Raw genomic sequence first — 15,746 nt, 5'->3', positions numbered from 1 at the left:
CAGTGCCTACCCATGCGCCCCCTCACCCAATACCTGCTGTTGGCCCTGGCGACCCTTCCTGCAACATCCGTGCTGGCACGCAACCTGGATGGCCAATCCGCGACCGTGCGCGAGGCCACCGCAGTTGAAGCCTGGACCTTGATCAATGGCTCCAGCCTGACTGTCGAAGAGGGCCGTACGGAGACGATCAGCAGCACCGATTCACTGGTAACGCTGCGCAACGGTCGCGTCGAAGCGCTGGCCAGCGGCGCAACCGCCGGCGTGGTGCTGCGCGGCAGGTCCACACTGGACATGACCGGCAGCACCCTGCATGACGGACAGGTCGTGGTGGCGGACCTTTCTACGGCGCGTATCACCGGCAGTACGTTGCACTCGGGGGGCGCCAGCTCGCGTTTCAGCATGGGTATTTCCCTTGAGAAGTCGCCAAGCGCATCCGATGCCAACAGCACCGTCATCGTCGACTCTTCCTTCGTGCGCGCTGAAGCATCACCGGGCGCGGCAAAGCTCAGCAACGGCCACGCCGTGCGGCTGCAGCAGGGCACTGCCATCCTGCAGAACCGCACTCGCGTGGAGGGAGCGAACTCCGGCGTACTGCTGCTGGGTGGTACTTACAGCTCTCTGCTCGGCCAGCCGATTACCCTGCGCGTGGACAATGCCCAGGTGGCCTCGGACAACGGTGCCGCCATCTGGGTGGCGCCGCGCAGGCTGGTGCGCTACGACATCACCGTCGCCAATGGCTCGCAGCTGTCCGGCGGCGATGGCCACCTGCTGCTTGTACGTCCCGATGGTGTTGCCACATCCGAAGCCGAAGTTCACTTCACGGTGGATGACGCACGCCTTGCGGGCGACATCACCTTCGACGCCGAGCGCGTTACCGGCAGCCTGGACGTGGTACTGCGCAACAAGGCGCAGATCGATGGCCGTTTCGCCAACGTCACCACGGCCAGCATCGACAGCGACAGCACCTGGCTGATGACCGGCGACAGCACGGTCGGCCATCTCACCCTTGGCGTGGGCGGGACCGTGGCGCTGGGCGATGGCAGCAGCTTCAATACCCTCAGCCTGGATGCGTTCACCGGCAACGGCGGCACCCTGCTGTTCAACACACAGCTGGGCGATGACACCTCGCTGACCGACACACTGGTGATCAATGGCGACGCCAACGGCCAGGCCAATGTGCGCGTGCTCAACGCCGGCGGTGCCGGTGCCAAGACCGACCGCGGCATCGAGCTGATAGATATCGGTGGTGCGTCCAATGCCCAGTTCGATCTGGTCGGCCGCGCGGTGGGCGGTCAGTACGAGTACTTCCTCGTGAAGGATGCCAACGGCAACTGGTACCTGCGTTCTGAACTAGCCACGGCACCGGACCCGTGCAAGATCGACCCGACCCTGCCGGACTGCACCCCCGTTACACCAATCGACCCGGTTGATCCGATTGATCCAATCACCCCGGTGCCAGTGCTGCGCCCGGAGGCCGGTTCTTACCTGGCCAACCAGTTCGCACTGGACCAGCTTCTGCGCCATACCTGGCGCGACCGCCAGAGCGGTAATCCCGCCACCGAAGGGGTGCGCGGCTGGACGCGCGTGGATGCCAACCAGAGCAAGCTGGCGGCCGTGGATGACCAGCTGGACCTGCGCGTGGACCGTTCGCGCCTGCAGTTGGGGGCAGACATCGGCGTGTTCGACAACGGTCGTGGCCGCGTGGGTGTGATGGGCACCGCTGCACGCAGTAGCGCCACCTCGCGTTCGCAGCTGACCGGCTTCAGCGCACGCGGAAGGGTGGAAGGGGGGGCGCTGGGTGTGTACGGCAACTGGAGGACCGAGGCGCTGTATGTGGATACCAGCGTGCAGCGCGGCCAGTTCCGCAACCGCGTACAGGGCGAAGGCCTGACCGAGGAACGCTACGACTCGGATATCTGGCAGTCGTCGCTGGAAGCCGGCTATCGCTTCAACATCGGTCAGATCGGTAGCACGGCGCTGAGCCTGCAGCCGGAGGTGCAGCTGGTCTACACCGACGCCAGCACCGATGTACACACCGAAACCAATGGCACCGTGGTGCGCGCCCTGGGCGACAGTGGTTTGTCCGGCCGTGCAGGCCTGCGCCTGCAGGGTGAAGGCCGCAGTGCGGCCGGTGCCTCGGTCAGCCCGTATCTGGCGGCCAACTGGTACCGCGATGGTGCTGGTAACGGCATCGCCTTCGACGACGAGTTGCTGAAGGCCGGCATCCCGCGCAACCGCTATGAACTGAGCGCGGGTGCGCGCGTGGAATTCCGTTCCGGCTTCAGTGCCTGGGGCGGGTTCGGGGTGATGCGCGGTGACAGTGGTTACCGTGAAGCGACGGCGAACCTGAGCATCGCCTACAAGTGGTGATGTAGAAACAGACACGACGCCGGATGACCTCCGGCGCCGTTCTGCATTCTGCATGCTGTGGCCGAACCCGCGCTCGACTTGCTGTAGGCAGCAAGTCAGGTCACGGGGGCCGATCGAAGATCAAGCCAAGCATCGGCTCGGCTCTACGGCGCCGGATCAGCGGTCAGTCATAGGCAGCGGTCACCACGATCTCCGTGGAGATATTGCCGGCGTTGATGCCACTGGTGTTGGGGATGAAATATCCCGCGCGCAACGGATAGGACGCCGTGGCACCTGAGACCGCTACGGGAATGTCAGCGTCGCCCTTCTTCAGATAGGTGTTACCGGTTGCGCCAGCCAACAGTGCGACCGTCACGCCGGTCGCTGGCGTGGTGGCGGCGGTATTCTTCCAGCGTTCGGGATCGCCATCAGCGGCCGTGCCATCAAACGACAGGCGTGCGCGGCTTACGCCCACACAGCCGGTGAAGTTCAATGCGCCAGCCTTCACTCTGTTGGCAGCACCCGGCGTCATCTCGTCAGCCTTCACCGGGTCCAACGTGATCGCGGGCGCTGCCAGCGTGCAGGTACCGGGCAGGACATGGCCACTGATGGTGAGGGTGGCTTGCGCATGGGCAGCCGACGCAAGAAGGCAGAGCAGCGATACCGCAACCAACTGCAGAGGGGAACGGGACATGGTGGAAGTCCTGTGAACGATGAAAGGAAATACGAAACTCACGGGGCAATGCTCGCTTCCGGCTCCGGCGTGCTCACCTGCAGTCCTTCCGGTGGCAACGGTTGCGGCATGCACACGACTTGGCTCCACGACAACCCGTAGACATCGGGCGCGTCAGGCACGCGGTAGTCGATACGGCAACGTCGCTTGCCTTCGGGGTCAACGATCAGCACACCACTGTCCTGCGCGCCGCGCAGCTGTATGACACCGCCCTGCCCGACCGCGCCCGCCGGCGTACCATCCTCGGTCTGCACTGCGGCAGCGAATGGCAACGGCTGGCCCAACGCATCGGTAGCGTCGATGAACAGCGTGCGTTCACGACGTACCTGGAACGGCACGCGCACGATGCCCCCGGCGGTAGGCGCGACGCGGTGCGAGGTCTGCAGCAGCTCCACCTCGATCGGCAGGCCGGAGGGATCCAGGTCGATCGTGTTCCAGCGATAGGGACTGATGTGCGGCAACAGCGCATAGCCGTTGCGGGCCACGCGCAGGCTGCCGCCGCCGATGCGTGCGCCCTGAGCGCCCGGTGCCTGCACCAGCGCAAAGCCCTCGCCCACCGGCGCGCCCAGATTGAGACCGCCGCCATGCACTGCCACGCTGCCGGACGCTCCCAATGACAGGCTGCGGTAGCCCCCGCTGCGGCTGTAGCCCGCGTTGAGGTTGCCGTGGCTGCCCTGCCACGCGGCATAGGCACTATGGCTGTTCTGGCCCTTGTCCTGTGCGCTGGACAGGCTGTAACTCAGCGCACGCGACTGGCCCAGGCTGCCACTGATGCCCAGCTGTGATTGCCGCCCGCTGTCGGCCTGGCTCAGCTGGGTGCTGGCACGCGGTGCGTTGGCACTGCGGCCCAGCGGCACACTGAGGGTGAACGCATAGCGCGTATCCTGGCGACCATCGCCCAAGCGGTAGCGCAGCGCTGACACACTGTAGTTGACCCGTCCCAGCGTGCTCTGGAAACCCAACTGGAAGTCGTTGCGGCGTCGCGCGCTGTCCCAGTAGGACACGTGACCGCCGCTGAGATACAGGTTGCTGCGCTGGCCCACTTTCTGCGAGAAATTCACCTGGTAGCGCTGCCGTGCGCGCTGGCCGTAGCCCCAGTCGTCGTCGTGCACGCGTGCTGCGTCGTTGAGGCTGAGGAAGCCACGCGTACTGTAGCGGTACGCGGCCAGGCCGAAGTTGGTGCCGGTACTGGCCACATAACGTTGGTAATTCAAGCGGAAGCTGTTGCCCGTCACGGTCTCGCTGCCGCGCAGGCGGGCGCGTGAGTGGGTGACATCGGCACCGAATGCGCCGATAGCCGTGTTGACCGCGGCACCGGCCAGCAGCGCGTGATAGCCCTCGCCCAGCTGCGCGCCCCCCAACACGGTAAGCCGGTTGTTCAGGCCACCCGCATAGGTTCCCTCGGCGAAGCGCAACGTCTGCAGCGTCGTGCCTGTATCGCGCAGTTCACCAACGGTGAACGCGAAGCGCGACGCTCCCGCACGCAGCGCCTGCGGTACGGCGGAGAAATTGACGGTGAAGCGCTGCACGCGCCCATCGGCTTCGCTGACGCTGACTTCCAGATCGCCACCGAAATTGGTGGGATACAGATCCTCAATGGCGAACGGACCAGGGGCCACGTTGCTTTCGTGGATGATGCTGCCGTTCTGGCGGATGGTGACCACCGCATTGCCTTCGGCAATACCGCGCACCACCGGCGCGTAGCCTCGCAACGAATCGGGCAGCATGCGCTCGTCGCTAGCCACACGCACGCCGGTGAACGGCACACTTTCAAACAGTTCGCCACCGGTATTGCCCTGGCCCAGCAACAGCTGGCTGTTCCAGCGGGGAATGTCGCGCTGCAGGTGGCTGCTGATGACCTGATGGGCGGTGCCTTGGTTGCCTTGGGTGAACGACGCACGGTGACGCAGGCGCCAGGCACCCAGATTCAGGCCTGCCCGCAGACCCAGGTAGCTGCTGCCGTTGCCCCGGCTGCGGTAGTGGCTGGCGCTGTAATCGATGAATGCGGCGGTGATGCCGTCATCGCGCAGTTCCGGCGCAACGAAGCCGCGCGCAGCGACGGCCTGGGCAGCCTGTGGAATGCTGATGGACACCTGCAGTTCGCCGCTGTCGAAGGCAATGCTTGCGCCGTCCACCAGCGTCGGCAGCTGCACGCAGGCACGTTCATCGACCGGCAGTGTTTCCAGGAATGCCGGCTTCAATGGCAGCGTGCGTACCAGCGTCGGGGACAGGCAGGGCACGGCGAGGTGCGGATCGTCGTCGATGACGAAACGGATGTCCTGGCTGCGCATGAACTGGCCGTTGACATGCACATCCACAGCGTAGTCGCCGGCAGGCAGGGGATTGCCGTTGGCGTAGCGGGTCATGTCGATGGCCTCGCCGCCAATCAGGAAGCCTTCACTGAACTCGACCGGTGCAGCGACGGCGTCCACCGCCACGCCAGCCGAAAGTACTGCGCTGACGGCCGCCGGCAGCGACCGCACCGCGCGCAACGCCCGGGTGCGCCGCAGCTGAAGGGTGCGAAATGTTCTCATCGGTAAACGGCGGTCAGCACCGCCTCCCCTTTCACCTCACCGGGAACCAGCGAATCGGCGGTACGCAGATAGCACGCACTGAATGGAATGGACTGCGAGACCTTGCTGGAGCAGCCGTGGGACCAGACGCGGCCAAACTGCACCGGAAGGCCGCCGCGCAGCAGCTGCACCTGCACGCCGCCAGCAGTAGCGCCCGGGGCGGGTGCGAGTTGACCATTGCTGCTGCCAGGATTGTTGGCGTCGGCCAGCGACAGATGAACATCGATGTTGCCCATCGGGCAATCCATCATCACATCGAAGCTGGACTCCTTGGCGTTGCTGCCGCTGGTAGCAAGGTCATTGGCCACCACATTGTCGAGCGCGTGCGAGGTGCTGGTGATGCTGCAGGTGGCAGGGCGGATGGTGACCTCCAGCCGCATGGCGTGCTGCATCGTCTGGCTTGGGTCGGACTCCGCCGACGACGTGGCGAAGCCCAGGGCGGTGGCAGGGAAGCCTTCCATGGCACCGCCGCGAGCGAACAGCATGATGTACAGGCTGGATGCAACTGGCGTGGTGGTCGCCAGTACGGGGCCCTGGTTGCGATTCCGCCCCAAAGCGAGCGGCACTAGAATCTGCCCGCTCGCCCCCCCTCCGGTGCTCAGCACGTGATGAAACCCGATCAACGGCGAGCGTGGGCCCACGCTGTAGGCCCGGAACGTGAGACCGCGATAACTGATATCGCGCTCGTATGCCAGGCCAGGGACGGTCAGGTCGACGACAAATGCGGTCTGCCCTGCGGTGCACTCAAAGCCTTGTTCGACAAAGCCATTGGAGAACGGTCCAAATGCAGCGTCGGGCCGATCCACGTTCGGCATCGGGAACGGGGGAAGCACGATGTCCTGGTCACCTGGGACGAACCGAGAGCATCCAGCCTCGGCGCCACCCGGCAGTGCCAGTACGCAGATGGCCAATGCCGACGCAAAGCACACACGCAGCGCGGTGGAAGGACGGTTCATTGACAGGGATGCCGGTACTTGAAAAACAGGAAGTCTAGAAACCACGCAACGCGCTTCCCATCGGATTAATTGCAATTGGCAGAGATCAAGCCGTTTTTGCAACTAGTTGCATTCCGCAGATGCGCGCCCGCACCGAAACTGCCCGCTGGCTGCCATGGGCGGCCATTGCGTGTCTTCATTCCTCTACAGAGAACTGCCATGTCACTGACGTTCCGTCTGCTGTCTCTTTCCGTCATTGCCGTCGTGTCACCCTCGGTGTCCGCCGAAACGCTGGAAATCACCGGCGAACTGATGACCTCCACCTGCTCGGTCGGCTCCACCGGCGGCACCATCAGCGTACCGATGGGCAAGGTCGACCTGGCCTCGGTGAACGCCAACACCGCGCGGGCCAGAAGAACTTCACCATCGCCCTGGATTGCTCCGGCTCAGGTGCATCGCAGGACGTAGGCGTGCGCTTCGGCGGCACCCCCGATGGCAGCACCGGCAACCTGGCATTGACTGGGCTATCGACCGCCACCAACGTGGGCGTGGCGCTATACGACGCGGCTGGCAACCAGCAGAAGATCGGTGAGGACCCCACCGTCTGGGTCACCATTCCCGCCGGTGCCAGCGGCCAGCTGGCCTACAGCGCCTGGTATGCCTCGCCGGGCCAGAACGCCACCATGGGCAGAGCTGATGCTTCGGGTGACTTCGTGGTGCTGTACCGATAATGCCGCAGCCGGTTGGCGCCGCATCGCGCCAGCCGGTGGCCTCAACGAGACGTCCTATGAAACTCCGCCACGCTTTCCGGCTGGTCACCCTGTTGACCAGCCTTGCCGCATTGCCGGCGCCGGCCGCAGTGACGCTGCAGGGCACCCGCGTGATTCATGACCTGAGCACTGGCCGCGATGTAACGGTCAAGGCCAGCAACGTCGGCGAGCTGCCGGCGCTGACCCAAGTGTGGATCGATGATGGCGACAGCCAGTCGCGCCCTGAGAACGTGCGTACGCCCTTCCGGCTGACGCCCGCCGAGCCGCGCCTGCTGCAGCCGAAACAGGGCCAGGCATACCGGATCACCTATGCGCCACGTCCCTCCGACGAACCACTGCCGACGGATCGCGAATCGGTGTTCTACTTCAACCTGCTGGATATTCCGCCCAAGCCCGCAGACGCCGCCGGAAGGAACCTGCTGCAGTTCGCGGTACGCACCCGGGTGAAGCTGTTCCATCGTCCTGCTGGCCTGCCAGGCAATGCCCGCGATGCAGCCGGCCAACTGCAGTGGCGCGCGCAGGCGGGCGGCTTGCAGGTGAGCAATCCCAGCGCCTATCACGTGACGCTGAGTACGCTGTCCCTGCCCGATGGCAGCGAGTTGGACGTGGACATGATCGCCCCCGGTGCGCAGGTGAACCTGCCGCTGCCGGCGGGTAGCGCGATGCCGGCTTCGGTGACGTTCCAGTGGCTGGATGACTACGGCACGCCACGCGATGCCCAGGCGCGCATCGAGGGGTAAGCGTGCACGGCGCCGCCAGCAACCGTCATCTGCCGGCCGCCAGGCCGATCAGCAGCTGGCGGAAGCTAGGCAGCAGCACGCGATTGCCGTGCCCGCTCAGGTGAACGTTATCGAAGAACAGCGGTTCACCATCCTGTACGGCCGAAAAGGTATCCGGCCCGCGCAGCAGCGGCAACGGATCCCACACGGTCAGTGACGGGTAGCGCGCGGCCAGCTCGGCCAGCAGTGCCATCTGCGGCGCACGCAGCCGCTGCAGATCCGCGCGCGACATGCTCAGGCCACCGGCGCACGCCGGATTGCTACGGTTGAACCAGTCCGAGCAGCGATAGGCCCCGGCCTTGAACAGCGGCAGCGGTGCATCGATGACCACGTGCACGCCCAACTGCTGCAGGCGACTCAGTACACGCTGCAGCGACAGCCCACCCCAAGCCCCACGCCATTGGCAAATTTCAGCGACGCAGCGGCACTGAACTCGCCACGACTGCACGGAATGTACGCGTCCACCGCCTCATCGTCCATCAGCACGCCCGACGCTGCACGCTGGTGCAGCCAGTGCGCAGCCACATACGGCTGCACCTGCGCGGCGCTCGTGCCCCACCGGGTCACGCCGTCAAGGCGCACACCCGCACGGCCGAACAGCCCATCGGCATCGCGCCTGGTCACAACCGTGCCGTTGGCTTCGGTGTGGCGCAGATCATCCCAGCGGTTGTACCCAACCTGCAGCTGCGGCTCCAGGTAGAGACCACCGTTGGCAGCACCCCCTACTCGCATCGCATAACCCGCTTCCACCGCGCCCTGCCGGGCCTTGCTGTCATAGCGCTCCGGGGTCTGCAACGAAACATCCACATAGAACCCTGCATACGGATCTTCATGCGGTGGACGCCAGGTGCCATACACACCCAGTGCGGCGCCCTTCACTTTGCCGCGCGCGTAGTAGCCGGTCAGCGCATTGGTGGAGGTGCCGCCGGCGTTGCCGCGCGGACAGCATGACGCCGAAGGCGCTGCCGCCCGCGTTGCGCAGCAGATCCGCCCCCACGCTCGCGCCGCAAGCGCGGCGATTGATGGAAGAGGCGGGAGCCTACGAGGGAAGCAGGAGCCAATCCATGCAATTTCTTGCATTTGTTGTCGTCGACAGCGACACAATGGCGACTGCACAATCACCGTTCAGGCGATGGGTCTAGCGATACTCCGCCGTGAGCACCGCTTCGCCCTTGATCAACCCGGCGCGCAGTGGATCGGCCGTGCGTACGTAGCGGGCCTGGAACGGCACCTGCATGCCACCGGCGGCGGTATCGCCGCTCATCCACGGCTGTTGCATCGCCACCGGAATGTTGTGCTGCAGGATCTGCAGTACCACGCCGCCGGCGGTGGAGCCGGGCGCGGGCGCCAAGGTGTCGGCAGTGCTGGCCAGGTCGTGCGCGTCGCGCAGCTCCAGATAAAGCGGGCGGCCGCCAGCGGCGCAGCTGAGGCCCACGTTGAAATCCTTGCTGCCGGCGGCGTGCTGTGCATCCAGCGCGCTCGCGCTGATGTCATCCAACGTCACATCGCGCGGGGTCACCGCGCAGGTCTGCGCGCGGAAACGGACGCCCAGGTTGAGGTGGTGCCGCGCGGAGCCGCCACCTATGGAGGTGGTAACCGTCCCTGCGCTGCGTGGGGAGAAGGCCTGCATCCGGCCGCCGCGTGAGTAGAAATGGACCGTGACGTAGATTTCCTTCTTGGCGGCCGAGCCGATAGCGACTCGTACGGGAACACCATCCCGCAGCGAAAAATCGCCTATCGGCGTCTCTTCCGGCGCACAATCGGGCTCCATCTCACCACAGCTTCCGTGCAGATAGGTGAGCACGATCAGCGGAGACTCCGGAGAGAGTTCATACGCAGAGACCGTGTAGCCCCACTGGTCGATCTCGCGGACGTAGCGCATGCCTGCGAGGGTGGGGAGCAGGTCGTACGTGCGATCGCTGGCATCATCGCAAAGCAGTTGCACCTTGCCCTCCCCATACCCCAACAAGCGGTCGGGCTGCTCGGTAAAGGTCACCTCCGGTTCAAGATCGATCCAGGCATCGCCGCCGATCTGTCGGCAGGCGGCCTCTGCCTCGAAGGCAAGGCCGAGCAGGACGCAGTGGGCAAGGATGGAATGGCGCATGCGGAACTCCTGAAAGGCCAAGCGGAGCGCCGGCTGACAAGGGCTGGCACGGTAGCGCAGTTGGCGACTCAATCCCATGCAACTTGTTGCGATGTGTTGGTGCGGCCGTGGCTATCGGGAATCGGCCGTGAGCACGGCCTCTCCGGTGATCACGCCCGGCACCAGTGGATTCGGGGTGATGCGTGGTGACAGTGACTACCGCGAAGCGACGGCGAACCTGAGCGTCGCCTACAGGTGGTGATGTAAGCTCGAACGGCGCCGGAGAGATCCGGCGCCGTTCTGGCTTTCTGCGTTCTGTAGCGCCGAGCATGCGCTCGGCGCTACAACACATGTCGCAACTGGCACGCGCATGCGTGCTCGGCTTCGCGCAAAGCATGCGACACGCGTCTGCAATGTTTTCGAAATTGAAACTTCTCTGATTGGTATAGCAGCATCTGCGTGCACATCATGGCGCGCCACCGACAACGGGTGGCACGGGCTTGCAATCCCGTTTGGCAACTTTGTTGTTTACGCTTGCCTGTCGGCGTCGCTCTTTCCTTGTTGGGCGGCGTCGGCAGGCAATCCGTCCGTGCCCTATGGCGGGCGGTGCGTGGGGGTCTCGTACCCGCCGGCGTTTCGCAGAGTTGCCACCGGTATTGCAACCACGCACCGTCCGCCGCCCTCGCCCAACGCGAGGGCGGCCCCTTGCTTCACACTCAAGGACGCCGCCATGACTTCTTCGCTCTATCCCTATCTGTTCGCCACACTGGGCGACGCCGTCGAACGCCTGCCGGATGATCTGGCCAAAGCACTGGAAACCACGTTGGGCAGCACGATGCGCGCCCACGCCGACGAAGGCATCACCCTGCTCGGCTGCCTGCAGCGCATCCGCCAGGTGGACGCTGCCGACGGCCAACCGTGGCCGGACAAAGGTCGCAAGTGCTTCGGCTTCGCGATGGCACGCATCGACCGCGCCAATGCCGGGCTGACCTTGCTGCTGGAACGGCTGCACGCCATCGAGCGCGTACGCGTGGACGGCGATGCCGACCAGCAGGTGGGCGATGACGTGCGCGAAGGCTTGCTGCTGGCCTGCCGTGGGCTGGCCGAGTATGTGGATGTGCAGTTGCGGGTGGCGTGATGCAGCTTCCGCGGCACCTCGGCCACGCCAATCCCTGTCCCTGGCTCAGGGATTGGCGTCGAACAGCACGGTCATGTCTCCTTCCCAGCGCGAGCCCGGTGTCTTCACCATCTCCAGCACCGCGTCACGCCCGGCGGTGAAGCGCAGGGTCGAACGGCGCTGCATCAGGTAACCATCGGGCGTGAAGCGCGGTGCCTGACCGTCATCGGCCAGCAGTACGGTGTTCTGCGCCGGACGGCCATCGCGCAGGTTGTTCATGCCCGGAAGGGTGACGTCCACCTCCACCGGCACCTGCTTGTCCGCCTGCGGATCATGAATGCCGCACTGGTCGCCGACGTGGTGCTGGCAGCGCAGCTTCATGCTGAAGTCCATCGACGTGGTCAGATGAAACGGCAGCTCCTGGCGCAGCCTCGCCGGCGCAGTGCCATGATCGATCCAGGGCGACCAGCCCCCTTCGGGCGCCAACTGTACGCGAGGCGCCTCGGTGGCGAAGCGCACCTGGAAATCGTGGATCACATCGAACACGAAGTTCATGCGCACGGCCTCGACACCGGTGATATTGTCGCCCAGATCGATGTCGGCCCCGGCGCCGCCGGTGGTCCAGGTTTCCTGGGCCACGTAACGGCCGTCCTGCAGCGTCATTGCATTGGGCAGGGTAACGTGGATGCCGAGCCCCACGTTCCTGTAGGAGTAGCTGCGGGCATACCGCGTGTTGGTGCTGTAGCACTCGGTGGGGCTGGCTGGCGTCCGCACCGCCCAACCGCCCAGCGACCATCCACGCCCACCGGCGCCGCGGATGGTCGTGCAACCTCCACTGACGCCGTAGTACCAGGGATCGGCGCCACCACCGAAGTTGATGCGCATGGACAGCGCCGCAAAGCTGATGGTCGCCTCGAAGGTGCGTCCGCTCGACACCTCCTGCAGGGTGATCGTACGCGGCGGCGGGAAGCGGATGTAGGTGGTATCACGCCTTGATGTGTCGTCGCTCGGCCCTTCCTTGCGCCAGTACTCGCGGTTGCCGAGATCGAAGATATAGGCTCCGTTTCTATCGCATTCGGCCGGCCTCCAGTTGCAGAAGCTGCCCCGGGGTGTCGTGTTGCGGAATGCGGTATCGCCCGGATCCAGGGCGTTGGGCCTGAATTCACCGGTGACATTGACGTCCACCACCTGTGCGGTGGCAGGCAACGCCGCCATTACGGCCAGCAACGGGAACAGCCGGATGCCAATAGTCATGCTTTAGACCTGCCTGGTTCGTCGGAACAATGGGCTAGTGCGCGACCACCGACGGCGGGCAACCGATGCCGCCCACCATCAGTACATCGCCTTCGCGCGGGTAGCGGCCCTCCTCCATGGTCAGCACACAGCTGATCCGGTTCGGGTAGCGCAGCTCCACCACCGGCGCGCGTGCGCTGAGTTCAAGGGTGAAGAAGCCTTCTTCCTGGCTGACGCTGCGGCCGGCGTGGTTGATCACCTGCACCCCGCGCATGCCGTTGCCATCGGCATCCAGTACCTGCCCCATCACGGTGAAGGTGCGCAGTACATCCACCGTGGTGTGCACCACGCCGCCCTTGTTGAGGTGGTAGCTGATGGTCGACGGCTGCAGCGCCGCCGCAGGTGCGTGCCGGCCGTGGAAGTCGAACTGCACCTGTCCCGCACGATAGGCGGTGACCGGAACGAAGTTGCGTCCCGGGCGCAGCTGCACGCCACCGCCACGACTGTCGTCGGCACGCAACGTGACATTGGGGAAGTCACTGCGCACGTCGACGATGATGCCGGTGTCCACGCTGCCGCTGCGTCCTTGGCCCAGCACGGCAGCATGTCCTCCCCCGATCACCACGGTGCTGTCCAGGTTGGCGCTGCCGCCAACGTGGCCAGAACTGGCACCGCGATACAGCTGCACATCGCCTTCCAGCAGTGGACTCTGCAGATAGGTACCGGCGCCCGCGCCAATGCCGCTGCGTTCAGCTGTGACCATGCCATTGACGCTGCGCAGGATCTTCCCATCCACACGCTGGGTGGCGACCGCGGTGACGTAGCCGTCGCGCTGGCCGGCTTCGCCCGTCCGGCTGCCCAGGCTGCCGCTGTAGCTGCGACGCTCGCTGCCGAGAGACAGGCTGACGGTGAGATCAATGCCGCGCTGGCGGCGATAGTGGGTGAAGCGGCTGCCCGGACGGTCGTAGGCCGAGACACGCCAGTTGACGTCATGCCTGCCGAACAGGGTTTCGCGGCGACCGTAGGACACGTCGATGCCGGTGCCACGGGTGAAGCCGGAACTGCGGGCCACGCGCAGGCTCGCATTGTCGCGGTGACTGAAGCGATGGGTGATCGATACGGCCGTGGTGTCCTGCCAGCCTCCCCGGGTTTCCCAACGTGGCGGAGCACCCTCGCTGGCGGGCAGCCGATGACGCTGCTCTGCCCAGCTGCGCGCGTGGTTGGCGACCACCGAACCGGCACGGTAGCGATACAGTCCCTGCAGATCCACGCCGCGCCCGGCATCGCTGGAGGTGTAGAAATTGGTGTAGGCGCTGAAGCGATCACTGGCCTGCCAGTCCATCGACAGGCCGGTGGCGCGGCGCGTGCCGATCTGCTGCACGGTGGCACCGGCCACCGCGCGCGGGTGCAGCAGGTAGTTGACCACCGCACCGGCGGCGATCTCGCCTTCCTGCATTGAACGATCGCTGTCGAGCAGGCTGCGCTGCTGGCCGGCGAACGCGCTGTAGCGCCAGCGCCGGGTGGGATCGCGCCAACGGCTGGGTTTGTGGATCGAGGCGGTTTCGCGCGAGGCCTCCTGGCCGTCTTCAATGACCCGCAGTACCACATCGTAGATGCCGCCTGGCAGGCGACGCGTGTCGATCTCCTGCACGCCCGGCTTCACGGCCTGTGTGGCCAGCAGGTTGCCGTCGCGCAGAATCTCCACCACACCCTCGCGGTTGGCGGTGATATAGACCGGATAGACGCTGGCGCTGCGCGTGTCGGCCAGCAGCACATCCGACGAACCGAACATCACCCCCAGCGCGGTGTCATTCTGCGTACCCGGCGCGCGTGGCTGGCGGATGATGCCCTCGAACGTGGGCAGGAAATAGCCCGCGCGGACGAAATGATCGCCGAGCTCGCGTTGTGCATACAACGCACTGAGATAGTGCTCCGTGCTGCCGGGTTGGGCGTAGTACTGGTAGCTGCCAACCGTGCTCCACAGACCGATGCTGCCACTCAGTTCAGCGCTGTAGCGTGCGCTGGCCGGCTGGTCCTGGCCGCCATGCACGGCCAGGCTGTTACGTACGATCAAGCCGTGGCTGCCGGACGCCGGCAGGGCAATGTTGCGTTGTTCCGCACTGGCAGTTGCCGGCGTCAACAGGCTCAGCAGTGAATTGGCCAGACTGTAGTGCAGCGCGGCCAGGCCACGGCACTGCGGCGCGCATATGCCAAGCGGCAGCGGTTCGGCCAGCTGCCCGGCCCAGCGCGTGCGCTCGCTCTGCGGCCACGGGCTGTCGATGCTTTCGACGAAGCCGATCAGCTGTACGCGGTTGTCTTCATGCAGCAGTACTTCGGCGTCGCCCAGGTACTGCCCGTCCAGTTCCACGCGAACGGTCAGCGGATTGCCGAACAGATGCTCGCGGAACTCCGCAGGCATGCGGTCGCGCTGCTCCAGCAGGCTGACCTGTGCGTCTGGCGCGCCTGCGTTTGCCTGCGCCGAGGCAGCAGCAAGCAGGGCGGCAATGGCAACCGCCAGCCGCAGCGGAACCGGTTGCGGAGGTAGGTGTGAAAGGCGCATAGATGACATTGGCCCTCCTGCCGCACGCGCGGTGGGGCAGGAAGGCACAGAGCTCGGCAGGCGTCAGATGTCGCTTTCGAAGATCATGTGGAACTGACCGCCGTAAGTACCCTGCTTGTAGCCGCCGCTCGGTGCGGTAGGCGCGATGGCGAAGGCCAGAGACTTGCCGGATGCGGCCTGGGCTGCGTTGGCAACGGTGATCTTGGCGGCGGCCGTTGCCGGCACGACCACGTTGTCCAGTTTCACCGCCAGATCCACGACGTCCGCGGCCGAGGCCATCTGCGCCGGGGCGGACAGATAGGCGGTGATCGCAGCCGGCGACTTCACGTTGATCACGCGACCGGTCAGTTCGCCGAGCACCTGGCGTGCGGTATCCCACGGCAGATTCTGCGGCAGGCCTTCCCAGCCGTCCGGCGTGGACACCTGCAGGCCGGCGACGTTGGGAACGTCAGCCGACACATTGACGGTGATCGATTTGGTTTCGGTAGCCGCAAAGCTGACGGCCGGGGTGATGAGCAGGACTGCGGCAGCCGCCATCGCGTGTTTCAAGAAGGACATTCAGATACTCCTGGGTGAGTGGGTACAAAAGCCAGGACAAGGGCAAAGCTGTCCCA

12 protein-coding genes and 1 pseudogene are annotated in these 15,746 nt (G+C 65.4%); 5 read left to right on the top strand and 8 right to left on the bottom strand.

All coding sequences use genetic code 11. From position 1 onward, the window contains the following. Positions 1-12 precede the first annotated feature (12 nt). Entirely contained in the window at positions 13-2,370 is a 2,358-nt protein-coding gene (locus tag FQS62_RS03265) for an autotransporter family protein (protein ID WP_226053602.1), read from the top strand. 163 nt (positions 2,371-2,533) lie between these two features. Here the strand turns inward: FQS62_RS03265 and FQS62_RS03260 are convergent, their stop codons facing one another. The 3 genes from FQS62_RS03260 to FQS62_RS03250 are packed head-to-tail and all read right to left on the bottom strand — an operon-like array spanning position 2,534 to position 6,611. Next, entirely contained in the window at positions 2,534-3,043 is a 510-nt protein-coding gene (locus tag FQS62_RS03260) for a fimbrial protein (protein ID WP_208043137.1), read from the bottom strand. Positions 3,044-3,081: 38 nt separating this feature from the next. Further along, positions 3,082-5,616, bottom strand: coding sequence for a fimbria/pilus outer membrane usher protein (locus FQS62_RS03255; RefSeq protein ID WP_208043136.1), 2,535 nt, complete (start codon positions 5,614-5,616; stop codon positions 3,082-3,084). Then, entirely contained in the window at positions 5,613-6,611 is a 999-nt protein-coding gene (locus FQS62_RS03250) for a fimbrial protein (protein ID WP_226053601.1), read from the bottom strand. The genes FQS62_RS03255 and FQS62_RS03250 overlap by 4 nt, the downstream gene beginning before the upstream one ends. Positions 6,612-6,809: 198 nt before the next feature. Here FQS62_RS03250 and FQS62_RS03245 point away from each other — a divergent pair, with 198 nt between their 5' ends. The 3 genes from FQS62_RS03245 to FQS62_RS03235 are packed head-to-tail and all read left to right on the top strand — an operon-like array spanning position 6,810 to position 8,100. Further along, positions 6,810-7,058 (top strand): fimbrial protein, encoded by a 249-nt coding sequence (locus tag FQS62_RS03245; RefSeq protein ID WP_226053604.1) that lies wholly within the window; start codon positions 6,810-6,812, stop codon positions 7,056-7,058. Continuing rightward, the gene (locus FQS62_RS03240) at positions 7,016-7,321 is read left to right on the top strand and encodes a fimbrial protein (RefSeq protein WP_226053603.1); all 306 of its coding nucleotides are present in this window, start codon (positions 7,016-7,018) and stop codon (positions 7,319-7,321) included. The genes FQS62_RS03245 and FQS62_RS03240 overlap by 43 nt, the downstream gene beginning before the upstream one ends. 56 nt (positions 7,322-7,377) lie before the next feature. Then, a complete protein-coding gene (locus FQS62_RS03235) occupies positions 7,378-8,100 on the top strand; it encodes a fimbrial biogenesis chaperone (RefSeq protein WP_208043134.1) in 723 nt (240 codons plus the stop codon). Positions 8,101-8,125: 25 nt separating this feature from the next. On the opposite strand, the pseudogene FQS62_RS22240 reads toward FQS62_RS03235, so the two are convergent. Together FQS62_RS22240 and FQS62_RS03220 are read right to left on the bottom strand one after the other, a co-directional pair. Further along, positions 8,126-9,139, bottom strand: a pseudogene (locus tag FQS62_RS22240) (autotransporter outer membrane beta-barrel domain-containing protein); the annotation flags it as partial. A 138-nt stretch (positions 9,140-9,277) separates the two neighbouring features. Further along, on the bottom strand, positions 9,278-10,243 hold the full coding sequence (locus tag FQS62_RS03220; protein ID WP_208043133.1) for a fimbrial protein: 966 nt from the start codon (positions 10,241-10,243) through the stop codon (positions 9,278-9,280). A 709-nt stretch (positions 10,244-10,952) separates the two neighbouring features. Here FQS62_RS03220 and FQS62_RS03215 point away from each other — a divergent pair. Next, positions 10,953-11,360 (top strand): hypothetical protein, encoded by a 408-nt coding sequence (locus FQS62_RS03215; protein WP_208043627.1) that lies wholly within the window; start codon positions 10,953-10,955, stop codon positions 11,358-11,360. A gap of 45 nt (positions 11,361-11,405) precedes the next feature. Here FQS62_RS03215 and FQS62_RS03210 read toward each other — a convergent pair whose 3' ends face one another. From FQS62_RS03210 to FQS62_RS03200, 3 genes are all read right to left on the bottom strand, one after another. Next, on the bottom strand, positions 11,406-12,593 hold the full coding sequence (locus FQS62_RS03210) for a hypothetical protein (RefSeq protein WP_208043628.1): 1,188 nt from the start codon (positions 12,591-12,593) through the stop codon (positions 11,406-11,408). A 34-nt stretch (positions 12,594-12,627) separates the two neighbouring features. Beyond that, the gene (locus FQS62_RS03205) at positions 12,628-15,132 is read right to left on the bottom strand and encodes a TcfC E-set like domain-containing protein (RefSeq protein WP_226053598.1); all 2,505 of its coding nucleotides are present in this window, start codon (positions 15,130-15,132) and stop codon (positions 12,628-12,630) included. Positions 15,133-15,195: 63 nt separating this feature from the next. Then, complete coding sequence (locus FQS62_RS03200; RefSeq protein WP_226053597.1) at positions 15,196-15,690, bottom strand: CS1 type fimbrial major subunit; 495 nt, start codon at positions 15,688-15,690, stop codon at positions 15,196-15,198. Between the last annotated feature and the right edge of the window lie 56 nt (positions 15,691-15,746).

It is taken from the genome of Stenotrophomonas sp. SBJS02 (genome assembly GCF_020428325.2).
Lineage (GTDB): Bacteria > Pseudomonadota > Gammaproteobacteria > Xanthomonadales > Xanthomonadaceae > Stenotrophomonas > Stenotrophomonas africana.
This window is presented reverse-complemented; position numbering and strand designations above follow the sequence as displayed.